The 12,021-nt window shown below is 63.1% G+C and carries 13 protein-coding genes and 1 tRNA gene; 5 read left to right on the top strand and 9 right to left on the bottom strand.

Going from position 1 to position 12,021, the window contains the following annotated elements:
- Positions 1-208 precede the first annotated feature (208 nt).
- The 6 genes from GIW81_RS15420 to mnmA all read right to left on the bottom strand — a co-directional run bounded on the left by GIW81_RS15420 (position 209) and on the right by mnmA (position 5,684).
- Positions 209-1,390, bottom strand: coding sequence for a serine hydrolase domain-containing protein (locus GIW81_RS15420; RefSeq protein ID WP_195930595.1), 1,182 nt, complete (start codon positions 1,388-1,390; stop codon positions 209-211).
- Between the two features lie 734 nt (positions 1,391-2,124).
- Positions 2,125-2,775, bottom strand: a complete 651-nt coding sequence (locus tag GIW81_RS15425) for a response regulator transcription factor (RefSeq protein WP_154740241.1) — start codon at positions 2,773-2,775, stop codon at positions 2,125-2,127.
- A 313-nt stretch (positions 2,776-3,088) separates the two neighbouring features.
- Positions 3,089-3,403, bottom strand: a complete 315-nt coding sequence (locus tag GIW81_RS15430; RefSeq protein WP_154740242.1) for a PilZ domain-containing protein — start codon at positions 3,401-3,403, stop codon at positions 3,089-3,091.
- Between the two features lie 141 nt (positions 3,404-3,544).
- Positions 3,545-3,621, bottom strand: a tRNA-Met gene (locus GIW81_RS15435).
- A 75-nt stretch (positions 3,622-3,696) separates the two neighbouring features.
- Positions 3,697-4,425, bottom strand: a complete 729-nt coding sequence (locus GIW81_RS15440) for a class I SAM-dependent methyltransferase (protein ID WP_154740243.1) — start codon at positions 4,423-4,425, stop codon at positions 3,697-3,699.
- A 44-nt stretch (positions 4,426-4,469) separates the two neighbouring features.
- Complete coding sequence (mnmA, locus tag GIW81_RS15445) at positions 4,470-5,684, bottom strand: tRNA 2-thiouridine(34) synthase MnmA (RefSeq protein WP_324615063.1); 1,215 nt, start codon at positions 5,682-5,684, stop codon at positions 4,470-4,472.
- A gap of 285 nt (positions 5,685-5,969) precedes the next feature.
- On the opposite strand from mnmA, the gene sciP reads away from it, so the two are divergent.
- Positions 5,970-6,248: a CtrA inhibitor SciP gene (gene sciP / locus GIW81_RS15450; RefSeq protein ID WP_154740801.1), complete on the top strand. Its 279-nt coding sequence runs from the start codon at positions 5,970-5,972 to the stop codon at positions 6,246-6,248.
- 31 nt (positions 6,249-6,279) lie between these two features.
- Here sciP and GIW81_RS15455 read toward each other — a convergent pair whose 3' ends face one another.
- Complete coding sequence (locus GIW81_RS15455) at positions 6,280-6,756, bottom strand: hypothetical protein (protein ID WP_154740245.1); 477 nt, start codon at positions 6,754-6,756, stop codon at positions 6,280-6,282.
- 222 nt (positions 6,757-6,978) lie between these two features.
- On the bottom strand, positions 6,979-7,359 hold the full coding sequence (locus GIW81_RS15460; RefSeq protein ID WP_154740246.1) for a flagellar export protein FliJ: 381 nt from the start codon (positions 7,357-7,359) through the stop codon (positions 6,979-6,981).
- A gap of 640 nt (positions 7,360-7,999) precedes the next feature.
- Here GIW81_RS15460 and ctrA point away from each other — a divergent pair.
- Entirely contained in the window at positions 8,000-8,704 is a 705-nt protein-coding gene (gene ctrA, locus GIW81_RS15465; RefSeq protein WP_154740247.1) for a response regulator transcription factor CtrA, read from the top strand.
- A gap of 271 nt (positions 8,705-8,975) precedes the next feature.
- Here ctrA and GIW81_RS15470 read toward each other — a convergent pair whose 3' ends face one another.
- Positions 8,976-9,356, bottom strand: coding sequence for a hypothetical protein (locus tag GIW81_RS15470; RefSeq protein ID WP_154740248.1), 381 nt, complete (start codon positions 9,354-9,356; stop codon positions 8,976-8,978).
- Positions 9,357-9,503: 147 nt separating this feature from the next.
- Between GIW81_RS15470 and GIW81_RS15475 the strand changes: the two genes are divergently transcribed.
- The 3 genes from GIW81_RS15475 to GIW81_RS15485 all read left to right on the top strand — a co-directional run bounded on the left by GIW81_RS15475 (position 9,504) and on the right by GIW81_RS15485 (position 11,981).
- Positions 9,504-9,773, top strand: a complete 270-nt coding sequence (locus GIW81_RS15475) for a CBU_0592 family membrane protein (RefSeq protein ID WP_210251947.1) — start codon at positions 9,504-9,506, stop codon at positions 9,771-9,773.
- 120 nt (positions 9,774-9,893) lie between these two features.
- Complete coding sequence (locus GIW81_RS15480) at positions 9,894-10,913, top strand: glycosyltransferase family 10 domain-containing protein (protein ID WP_154740249.1); 1,020 nt, start codon at positions 9,894-9,896, stop codon at positions 10,911-10,913.
- A gap of 18 nt (positions 10,914-10,931) precedes the next feature.
- Complete coding sequence (locus GIW81_RS15485) at positions 10,932-11,981, top strand: GSU2403 family nucleotidyltransferase fold protein (RefSeq protein WP_154740250.1); 1,050 nt, start codon at positions 10,932-10,934, stop codon at positions 11,979-11,981.
- Positions 11,982-12,021: the final 40 nt, after the last annotated feature.

Raw genomic sequence — 12,021 nt, forward strand, 5'->3', positions numbered from 1 at the left:
ACCCACCCGAATAGTCGCATCGCCGCCGCCACCTACGCCTGACCACACCCGAGCGCGTCGCATCCCGGGTAGAGACTACAACCACTCGGGCGCCAATGCGGCGGCAAGCGCAAATTGGCGCGGCGAATGTTACTTGGATCGATATTCTCGTGACGGTGCAGCCATTTGGCCTCGGGGACCTGTCCGAGGGCTCAGCCATGCCGGTGCGTTAGCGAGCATTACCGGGCGCACTCGTCTGATGCATCACGGTCCGGACGATCTCCGACGCAAGCTCGTTCAGACCGCTCACGCCATCTGCATTGGTCAGGAGCGAAACGCTGATCCACGTGCCGTCAGGGGAGTGGCGCGCGATCATGTTCGAGGACGTAAATCCAGGGACGTAGCCCGAGTGGCTGTACCAGTCCCAGCCAGGGGAGTGCTCTATGAACCAGCCCATTCCGTAGTAGGTAGAAGCGCCCACTCGCGCCGCATCCGAGAACATGAGGTGGCGGCTCTGCGCGCTCAGCAGGTCGTTCCCCATCAGCGCCTTGTTCCAAGTGAACAGATCGAAGGCGCTGCTGGCCATATCGGCCGAGCCCTTTAGCCAGTCGGCCTGCACGAATGCCGGGCGCCGTCGGTAAGCCGGCGTTCTGCCCCACGAGGGCATCGCGGTGCGCATCGCGCTGTAGGAGCCGTAGTCGCCAACAAAGCTTGTGTCAGACAGGCCAAGTCTGGAAATGATGTTGCCTTTTACAAAGTCGGCAAAGCTGGATGTGCCCCGGCCATCGCCGGCGACGACTGTCTCCACAATCTCGGCCAACAAGAAATAGGCCGAGTTGTTATACACGAAGCCAGTCGACGTCCCGGGCACGGCGAGCTTCCGTAACTCTTCGAGCATGCGCGTGGAGGTGATGGTGCCCCACGGATCCGCTTGGGCAGGCGGGTGCGCGATGAGGCTCGGCAGCCCGGATGTCATGGTGAGTAACCCGCGCAGGGTGACGGGCCCGTGGCCGCTGCCTTCCCAGTTGTCGACGTCCGCAAAAAAGTCCCGTGCCGACGATGCGAGAGTCATGGCGTTGTTCGATCGGGGCGCCAATGCCCCGCGGTCCACCAAACCTAGGACTGCTGCCGCGGTGAATTGCTTTGAAAGAGATCCGATGTGATAGACGGTGTGTTCCGTTGCCGGAAGTCCCGGTCGCGCCTCGCCGTAGCCCCGCGCAAAGACCAGTTGCCCGTTGACCCCGACCGCCACGCTCAAGGCAGGAGCGCGGCGATAGCCGCCGCTGCTCAACCAGCGCTCGACGGCGGCATTGAGTTGCGTCGAGCCATAAGCGGTCAAGCCGACGGTGTCCGCCGATCCTGGTCGGCTAAGCGCGCAGGCGACGCCGAGCAACAGTCCCAGCCAGGTCATTCGTGGCACCCTCGCGTGCATGGCGGGCGCAACTTGCGCGCGGAAGGCATCCAGACATCCCAGTGATCGCCGATCGCGGTCCGCACCACATTCAACATGCTTTCGCGGTGCGTGTCGTTGGCCTCGGCCATCCACACGACATTCGAAAACGCGAATAGGACGTTACGGCGGTCCGGAACGGAACTGTTAGCAACATGCACCGGGAAATCTGCGTAAGCGGACGACTTTTCAATTTGAAACGTTGGTGGTGGACATCTCCCAAAGTGATCGGTATCGGCGGATCATGGTCGCCAACGACGCATATCCGCCAGAGCTCATTGAGCTAATGTCTGCGTCCTTCGACGGGCCTTCGACCAACTCGACGCCGAACCTAGCCAAGCGCTGCAGCTTCAATTGGCTACCCGCATCATGGCTGCGGTGAACGTAGGCGAACGCGACCTTGAACGGTCAATCGCCATCGCGCTGGGGAAGCTACACACCAGCTCGACGACGATCTCGATGCGCCGTCCGCTCCCCTTTCGGCCGAAACATCCTCAGCAGCCTGAAGTTCGAGAGAAAATCTCTTTGGCACTCTGAGCCAGCGCCATTGCCACGCTGTCTTTGCTAGTCTGCATTTACCCGCCCCAGGTGCGATGCTAACGGACCGACACACCGTCCTGTCCGTCCCCCAGACCTAGCGGGAGCGGGTCCCCCTCGGGCTCGTTGTGGTGTATAGGCGTCCTGATCATGCGTGATCACGACGCCTTTTTTTCTGGAACTTGAGCTACGCCGGGATGGCCGGTGATTGCCACGCGCGTCAGCTCTCCCAGCGAGCCGGCGCCGAGTTTGCGTTTCAAGCTGGAAACGATGTTGACGACGGTCTTGTAGCTCACGTGCAACTGCTCAGCGATGGCTTCATAGCGGCCCCCACTGCCGATCAGCTTGAGTGTGTCGAGCTCCCGCAGCGTCAAGTCGCCAAAGACGTCGAACTGATCGCGGTCGAATGCCATGCCTATCGCAAGTTCGGGGCTGACATAAATCTCCCCGGCTTTCACCTTTCGGATGGCTGTGAGCAAGTCGTCGCAATTGCCGTCCTTGCAAACGAAGGCGCTGGCACCTCCCTCGATCGCCCGACGGGCTATTCCCGGCTCGGTGTGCATCGTCAAGACGATGACAGCGGCAGTGCTGTCATGCACGCGGAGCCATTGCAGGAAATTGAGCCCGCTGAGGGTGTCAGAACCAAGCGACAGATCCAGAATGATCAAGTCGGGCTTGTGCCGACGATAGAGATTGACGCCCTCTGTCAAATCCGAGGCCAGGAAGACTGGGTCGACCGCCACGAGCCGGAGAAGGTCAAGGCATCCCTGAAGCACGACGGGATGGTCGTCGATTACGAGCGCTTTCATACAACTGCATGCAATTCGGAGGAGGGCCACGAGGGCCCGGGCCGCTCAATTCACGTAGGGACACTGCCGACCGATTTCATCGTCAATTGACGATTTGTAACTTCAGGCGTCGCGCTGCTGCTGAAGGCTCAGCCGCATCAGTCCTTGGTTCGCAACTTGCCGGTGCCCTTTCGCCAGCGTCGCGCGTCGGGTCGGGGATGGAGACGACATAGCCCACCCTCTTTGAAAGCATAGGCGACGCGGTGATCGGTGCAGACATCGCCGGTGGTCGCCGCGATGTTCAAGACGGTCCTTCGTGCTTGCCGGCGAAACGCTAGGTGTGCGGGGGCTGCGCGCGGCTGCCGAAGACGGGCGGCGGGTTGGGCTCCTCCGGGTCCGGCCACGCGGCCTGATCGACGAAGCGCACCCCCAAGGCCTCGGGCGACCGCCAGATGACCTTCGATTTGCGCTTTGTTCCCGAGAAGACGTCGACCAGATCGAAGCCCTGCGGTACCCAGCTGGAGCCCCAGATGTAAACGCGGGCGCCGCTCTTCGATAGGTTGAGTATGCGGCCCGAGATACCGTCGCTGCCGCCGAACAGCAGTTTGGCGGCGCGGTTGACCGATAGGCGAAAAGCTCTTGGTGTCATGACACAACCCCAATGGCGTTAAGCAGTATTGCCACTGGAGGTCTGCAAGCGAAGGGCCAAGTCGCCGTTCGGTTGTGCCGCTGCTGGATGATTGACCGCTGAAGGTAAATCCTGGCCCGCGCGGCGGAGATGGAAGATTGATGGTAGCGGGACCCGGACTTGAACCGGGGACCTACGGATTATGATTCCGCCGCTCTAACCAACTGAGCTATCCCGCCACTGGCCGCGTCTATAGGGACGCGCACGCGGCACTGTCAAGAATAGGGGCGCCTCCACGGCGTCCAGCGCAAGATTTATTCGGCGGCAACCTGGCGGCGGACGCCGTCGCTCTTGGCGAAGCGCAGCATCGTGAACAGGCCGAGCGGGCGTAGTGCCTTTCGCTCTACGAGCTCGAGGTCGTCGCATACCTGCACGCGCGAGATATCGAACACCGAGCGCCAGCCGATCTTGTCGGCGAAGGGCGCCATACGGCGCTCCACCCAGCCGCGCACGCCTTCACGCTGGCTGAAGTGATTGACGAGCATCACCTCGCCGCCCGGCTTGGTGACGCGCGACAGCTCGCGCATGACGACCTCCGGCTCGGGGACGACAGTCATCACGAACATGGCGACAACCGTATCGAACGAGCCGTCGGGAAACTTGAGGTCGCCCGCATCCATCTCGTGCAAGCCGGTAACGTGATCGAGACGCTCGCCGGCGACGCGCTCGCGCGCCTTCTCGAGCATCTCGGGCGACAGATCGATGCCGACGACTTCCAATTGCTTCTTGTAGTCGGGAAGCGAGAGACCCGTGCCGACACCGACCTCGAGGACGCGGCCGCGGCTCTGATTGATCACTTCGACGGAGTGGCGGCGGCCCTGGCGGGCGACAAGCCCGAATGTGTAGTCGTATACGGGTGCCCAGCGGCGGTAGGCGTCGAGCACAGCGCTCTCATCGATACGGCCGATGCCGACGATGCGGCCCTGGGCGCGCTCGAGAAGGGCAGGCTGACGGCGATAATCGGTCTGCGACATCATTTTCATTGGGGACGCTCCTCAACGTCGCGGCCCAAGCCTCTCCAATCCGCTCAACTGTTCAAGTCCGCGCGGCTCAGCTCCGTCGCCGGCGCCGCGCCGGCCTGCTTCGCGATCGTTCGGGCGATGAAACCGCCGCCCAAGAGGCGAGCGTCAAGATCGTCGCTGGCGTAAAACACGCAAGCCTGCCCCACCGCGACCCCATCCTCGCCGTCTTCTAGCACAACCGACGTCGTTCCGTCCGCCTCGGCAAAAAGTGTTGCCGCCTGCGGGGCTTGCGAGGAGCGAACTCGCGCGAAGATGCGCAACCCGTCTCCGGCCGCGCTCACAAGCGGCTCATCGCCCAGCCAATTAGTGTTTCTAAGGAGAAGCCCCTGGGTGCGCAAGCAGTCACGCGGTCCCACTACGACCTCGTTGCGTGCCGCATCGAGGCGGACCACGTAGAGTGGCTCCGGTCCGGGAATGCGCAACCCTTTGCGTTGCCCGATCGTGTAGTTGACGATGCCCTCGTGCCTTCCCAGGTGGCGGCCGTCCACATGCACGATGTCGCCGGGCTTCAAAGCGTCGGGCTTTAGCCGCTCGATGATGCCGGTATAGCGGCCCGTCGGAACGAAGCAGATGTCCTGGCTGTCGGCCTTCTCGGCGACGGGCAGAGCGAAGTCGCGGGCGAGCGCGCGCACTTGCGCCTTCGGCATGCCGCCGAGCGGAAACCACAGATAGCGGAGCTGCTCGGGCGTCGTGGCGAACAGGAAGTAGCTCTGGTCGCGGTCGGCATCGACAGCGCGGGAGAGCTGCGGGCCGCCCGGACCCTCGCGGCGCTGGATGTAGTGGCCCGTCGCCAGCACGTCGGCGCCGAGCTCCTTGGCGGTGTCGAGCAGGTCGCGGAACTTGATCTGCTGGTTGCAGGTGACGCACGGGATCGGCGTCTCGCCGGCCACGTAGCTTGCCGCGAAGCTGTCGATCACGGCGGCTGAGAAGCGGCTCTCGTAGTTCAGGACGTAGTGCGGAATGCCGAGCGCATCTGCAACCCGGCGCGCGTCATGGATGTCCTGCCCGGCACAGCAGCTTCCCTTCCGGCCGGAAGCGGCGCCGTGATCATAGAGCTGCAGGGTTATTCCGATAACGTCGTGTCCGGCCTGGTGCATCAGCGCGGCGACGACCGAGGAATCAACGCCCCCCGACATGGCAACGACCACGCGGCGCCGCCCCTCGGAAGCAGGATTGGAGGCGGAAGCGCTCGAGGCTCCGGGAGGCTCGTTTTCAAGCACGTGAGGGCACACCAACGTTGTGACGGTCAGGGGCTTTGCCAGCCAAAATGGGCGGAAATTCTGCCTTGTTGCAGCGCCACGGATGGCGGGACCTTAGGGCCGGAGCGGCCGGAAGTGCAAGCCGCCACGGTGCCTCGGCCGGGGTCCGTTCATTGCGTAAACCTTAACGACGCACAAGGGAACGCGGACCGATTGGTTTATGTTACGTTTACTCAAAGACTTAGGCCAGTCTTAATCGTGTTGGGTTACAACTGACGGCTGGTCAGCGAGTGTGTAATGAGTATCATGACCGAGCAACAGATGAGAGCGCGGGTGCGCTACGTTATCGGGCCCGATGGGAGTCCGCTGACGATTGCGGATCTACCTCCTCGAGATACGAAGCGCTGGGTGATCCGCCGCAAGGCGGAAGTGGTTGCCGCTGTTCGCGGTGGCCTGCTCAGCATCGAGGAGGCTTGCGACCGCTACAAGCTGACCGTCGACGAGTTTCTGTCCTGGCAGCGGTCGATCGACAAGCACGGGCTTCCGGGCCTGCGGGCAACGCGCGTCCAAGAGTATCGCGACTAGTCATCCTTGGGGGCTGAGCGGGTTCTGCCTGCTAGTCCTTTTTCGGAGGATGCTTCTTTGCGCCGGTGGCTTGGGCCGCGGGCGGAGCGGACTTGTTTTCCGACCAGCCGCCCGTTTCGACCTCGGCGCAGCCGAACGCCCCCGAGCCCCAGCGGCGCGCATCTCCTTCCATCGACTTGGCCGTCGCCTCCGGGAACTTGAAGTTCTCGAAGACGAGCGTCGTCGCGTCGTTCTCAGGCGTGATTGCGATGCGGTAGGCGCGCAGACCCTTGGGGTTGTCCGAGGTGCGGTCGCGCTCGTGGATGACGATTTCAGCTTTGCCGCCCTTGGCCGGCGGCTCGGCTTCCGCGTGGTAGACGTAGTCCTTCTTGAGGGGACCGTTCGCGCCGAACCAGCAGCCGAGCACGCCGCGCGCGACGCGCTCATACACCTCGGTGGGCGAGCCGACGATTGGCGCTTCGGTGATCGTGCCTGGTGCTTGGAGGCTCGGAAGCGAAGGCAAGTTCACGCCGGAGCATCCGCCGATTAGGACGGCCGGGAGGACGGCAAGGCTTATGAGCGCCGGTTTCAGCATGCGTCCGTGGCGTGCCCGGTCAGTGGTAATGGCATCTCACCCGGGCAGCGCGGCCGATCCGCAGCCCCTGCGCTCGTTCGCATGGGCTTGGATCGAAAACAAGGCTGCAATGACGGCCCCTTGCTGAGGGCCGCCGATCATCTTGCAGCGTAAGACTTAGCGCAGAACGGACGCCGGCGTGCGTTCGGCCCGGCGGCGGTTGCGCAGCTGATCGTGACCGGCCGGCGAATCGGCACGGGCGACCTGCTCCAGCGCATCGTCCCGCTCCTTCAGGGCCGCCTCGAGCTTGGCCTTGAGACCGTCGGCGGAGGCCCGCAGGTTGTCGCGACGCTGGCTCGCCGACTTGGCGAAGGTGGAATAGGAGAAATGCGCTGGATCGCGGACGCCGGTGCGCTCTTCCTCGGCCTTGATCTGCCGATCGAGGTCACTGGCCATACCGTCGAATTCGCGGATCATATGTTCCAGATCGGCGACTTTGCGTGCTTTCTCGTCGGCGGCGAAGCGCTTCAGTCTCAGCGCCGATTCACGTGCTTTCATCGTTCGATACCCCGGACTAACTCGAACTACACGGCACAAGGCTAACAAGAAGCGTGCCAGCACCGCCTTCTGACACCCGCACTCGCCGTCCGCCGACCTCGGAAAGGGCCGGATTCAGTGGCTACTCGCGGTCGCGCGCAATGTTCGCACCAAATCTGACACGCTGCCATTAAGTTGCGGTAAAGCAACGCGAAGATCAATCCCTTCGGTATTCGCCGCAATGGGGCCAAAAAATGGCGCCGGCGCTATAGGGGCGCTCTGCGAATTCTGTTACCTCTTGATTCGTAAGCGCATTGGGCTCGAACGGCGCCCCTTTGGCCAAGGGCATCCCACATCGGGAATTGGTCAGGGACGGCAGACGGGACTCGCGGGTTCAGCGGCATACCAGCACAAATTAGCGAGTAGGGACGCGGCCTTAGCGGCTGCGAACGGGCAGATTGCGCGGCTTTTTGCGTGTTCAGCACGGTCACGCGGCGGAGTCGTCGTAACCAAGTTCGTTAGAGTGTTGGGTCGGAGCGCAAGACTTAATTAGGGTTTGTTAACTTTCGGCGGGTAAATTCCTAACGATGGCTTAGCTTGAAGAGAAGCGGGCGCTCTCTTCGGCTTAATGGGGCAGCGGCGCGGACTAAGAGGAACGACCATGAGAGTCCTTTTGATCGAGGACGACAGTGCAACGGCGCAAAGCATCGAGCTGATGCTGCAGTCCGAAGGTTTCAACGTCTATACGACGGACCTCGGCGAAGAAGGCGTCGACCTCGGTAAACTCTACGACTACGACATCATCCTTCTCGATCTGAACCTTCCAGACATGAGCGGCTACGAGGTCCTGAAGACCCTTCGTGTCGCCAAGGTCGGGACACCGATCCTTATCCTTTCCGGCCTCGCCGGCATCGAGGACAAGGTTCGCGGCCTCGGCTTCGGTGCCGACGACTACATGACCAAGCCGTTCCACAAGGACGAGCTCGTCGCGCGCATCCACGCGATCGTGCGGCGCTCGAAGGGTCACGCGCAGTCCGTCATCGAGACGGGCGACCTGCGCGTCAACCTCGACACCAAGACCGTCGACGTCAACGGCGCGCGCGTGCATCTGACGGGCAAGGAATACCAGATGCTCGAGCTGCTCTCGCTCCGCAAGGGCACCACGCTCACCAAGGAGATGTTTCTCAATCATCTCTACGGCGGCATGGACGAGCCGGAGCTGAAGATCATCGACGTGTTCATCTGCAAGCTGCGCAAGAAGCTGCAGGCGGCCACCGGCGGTCAGCACTACATCGAAACCGTATGGGGACGCGGCTACGTGCTGCGCGACCCGAGCGACGACAACAGCGCAGTTACGGCCGCCTAAGGGCGATCGGATCCGTTGTTGCGTGGCAGCGTCTCGGGAGCCTTCGGGCTCCCGATTGCGTTTGGGCGGCCGTCGTTGGGCTTCTTGCCAATCCCCCTCACCCGCGCTTATCGCGTCTGCGCGATGGCGCGCGACCTCTCCCCGCCGGGGAGAGGTTAGTTTGGTCGGCGCAGCCCACACCACTTAGCCTCTCTCCGGTGGGGAGAGGCCGACGCGGCATGCACAAGCATGCGCGGCGGGTGAGGGGGCACTTGCGTTTGGGTGGCCGCCGTCAGTTGCTCAAGAGCAGCTTGCCCTCGATCTGCAGGATGCAGGCGTCGATGTTGTGCAAGACCTCATCGGTCATCTGCAACTCGCGCTCGATGGCGTCGAGGTCGTAGAGCGGCGTCTCCTTGCGAAACAGCGAGGTCACGCGTGACATGGTGGCGATGACCCCGCGCCGTTGCGCCCGCGCGGCACTCGCCCGCTCGCTGCGCACCTGCTCCTTCTGCGCCGCCTTCTGCTGCCGCTGCAGCGCGCGCCGGTGCAGGCCGACCTCCTTCTTGCGGTGCCGCAACTCCTTGATGGCGCGCTTGGCATCGGCGGACGAGGTCACCTGCACGGTGACATCGGTCCCCTCGATGGTGGTGAAGCGCATCGGTGTCAGCTTCATTGTCCCGTCCCTGTCGCCATGCCCGGCGCCCATGATCCCTGCGTTCGATTATACGCGGTGCGGCGGCGGCGTCAGCATGAGGCGGGATGGCGACTTGACCCAACGGCGGCGCCGGCCACCATTGGCGAGGTGCATAGGGAGGTAAGCATGGAAGGACACGATTCGATGGCGACGCTGATCGGCTTCACGGGGGTCGGTCTGCTGCTGCTCGCCTTTGTGCTCAACCTCGCCAAGCTGTTGAAGGCGGAGAGCGTCCCCTACCTGCTCTTGAACCTCGTCGGCGCCGGGCTGGCGTGCCTCTCATCCTGGATGATCGACTTCATGCCCTTCGTCATCCTCGAGGGCACCTGGGCGGCGGCGACGCTCGTGGCGTTGATCCGGACGTTGGCGGGCGGGCCGCGTCCGGAACCGGGCTGACGGGGTGGTATGGGCGCCGGGTAACCTACTGGCCAGGCTCTCGGGTTCCGCCGCCGCTCGACCTGTACTATAGCCGACGGACGATTGAGGCCGCTGGCGCTGCGGCCCGGGGGTTACGCGATGGCCATAGGTGCAAACGGCAACGCCGCTGGCGACCGGCAGGTGGCGTTCCTGACGCGCCACGGGTGGCCGTGGCAGCGGCAGATCGACGACGGGGCCCGCCATCACCAGGGTGTAACTTTCAACTTCGCCGCCGGTCCGGACGACGAGTGGCTGGTCGTCTACGACGACATCCGCGCCCCCGTCGCAACCCGCGTGCCCGCGAGCCGCCGCGTCCTCTTCGTCACCGAGCCGCCGGGGCAGAAGCGCTACGCGCCGCAATTCGCCAACCAGTTCGGCATCCTCGTCTCGCCGTATGCGCTCAAGGGCTATCGCGGCGAGTGGATCGCGCAGCAGCCGGCCATCAACTGGTTCTATGGTGTCGACTTCGATAGCGGAAAGCCCGTGAGCCGCATCGGTCTCGATGGCCTACGCAACCTGCCGGTGCCGCCCGACAAGCAGAAGCGCATCTCCGTCGTCTGCTCGTCGAAGTCGCATCTGCCCGGGCACCGCGCGCGCCTCGCGCTGCTGGAGCGGCTGCGCGCTTCGTTCGGTGCATCGATCGACGTCTACGGCCGCGGGTTCCGGCCGATCGGCGACAAGGCTGACGCGATTGCGCCCTACCGCTATCACCTCGTGCTCGAGAACAACTGCTGCCCGCACTTCTGGACCGAGAAGATCGCCGATCCTTACCTCGGCTACAGCCTGCCGATCTTCGCCGGCTGCGCCAACATCACCGACTATTTCCCCGAGCGCTCGCTGGTGCGCATTCCCGACGTGCACGATCTCGATGCCGCGGTGCGCGCGGTTGGCGACGTGCTTGCGCAGGATCCGTGGGCCGATCGGCTCGATGCCATTCGCGCTGCCCGCGGCGCGCTGATCGAGCGCCACAACCTCTTCTCGGTTCTGACCCGGCTGACGGCGGCGGATGCGCGGCCGAGGCGACTCGCGCAGGACGAGGTGATACTGCCCGGCTCGGATTGCGGTCCGCTGCGCAGTCTCCTCCGCCCGGTTCGCCGGCTCTTCGCCGGCGCGAGGTAGGGTCAGAGCGCTAATAGCTTGATTTTCCAAGAGTTGTGCGGTAAATATCTGAGACGCGAAATTACCGCACAACCTAATATATTCCAATGGCTTACTATGGATTTAGAGGAATTTACTAACGAGCAGCGCCGGCAGCTAGTCGATGTGCAGCAGGTCTTCAAAGGGTGGCACCATAACTCTACCGCCCTGCGGGACCTTGGCACCATGCGCTGGCAGACCTCGAAAGGACGACGCTACCTCTATGAGGTGCACGATGAGGTCCGAAAATCTCTAGGCCGAGAGACCCCAGAACTAGCGGCGCGCAAAGCCAAACACGACGATGAACGGCAGAAGCGCAAGACCCTGGTGAAAGGATTAGGTGCGCGCCTCGACAAGATGGCCCCGGTGAACCGCGCGCTAGGTCTTGGCCGCATACCGGCGATAGCAGCCAACATACTCCGCGAGCTTGATCGAGAAAAACTCCTAGGCACCCACATCATCGTGGCGGGGACCAACGCGCTCTATGCATATGAGGCGGCCACCGGAACCGTTCTGGAGAGCCAGCACGTCGCCACTACGGACGCCGACTTACTTTGGGATACTAGGCAGTCGCTTCTCCTCGCCGCCACCGGCGTCAAGCGACAAGGCATCATGGGTCTTCTTCGCCGCGTCGATTCTACTTTCGAGGCTGACTACGGCCTTAACGCCACCAACCGCGACGGCTACATCGTTGATCTCTTGTGTCCAGAGACCGATGACATCCAGACCATGAAACCGGCGGCTGACCTCGAAGCTGTTCAGATGGCCGGAGCGGAATGGCTTCTGGCCGCACCGCAGCTTACCGAGACTATTGTCGGTGCCGACGGCTGGCCACTTCGAATCGTGGTGCCGGAGCCGCGAACCTTTGCCTTGCATAAATTGTGGGTCTCGCGGCGCCCAGATAGGCAACCACTTAAGAGGCCCCGCGACGTAGCACACGCGAGACTCGTGGCCGACCTAGCCCGCACCTATCTGCAGCAGCCTATGACCGCGAAGGCTATGCCCTGGCTGCCGAAGGAGTTGAAGGCCTTGATGAAGGAACTCAAATGAGGATGGATCGATGCCCAAGCGCAATGAGCCCGAGCTAACG

The sequence above is a fragment of the Hyphomicrobium album genome, assembly GCF_009708035.1.
In the GTDB taxonomy this organism is placed as follows: domain Bacteria; phylum Pseudomonadota; class Alphaproteobacteria; order Rhizobiales; family Hyphomicrobiaceae; genus Hyphomicrobium_A; species Hyphomicrobium_A album.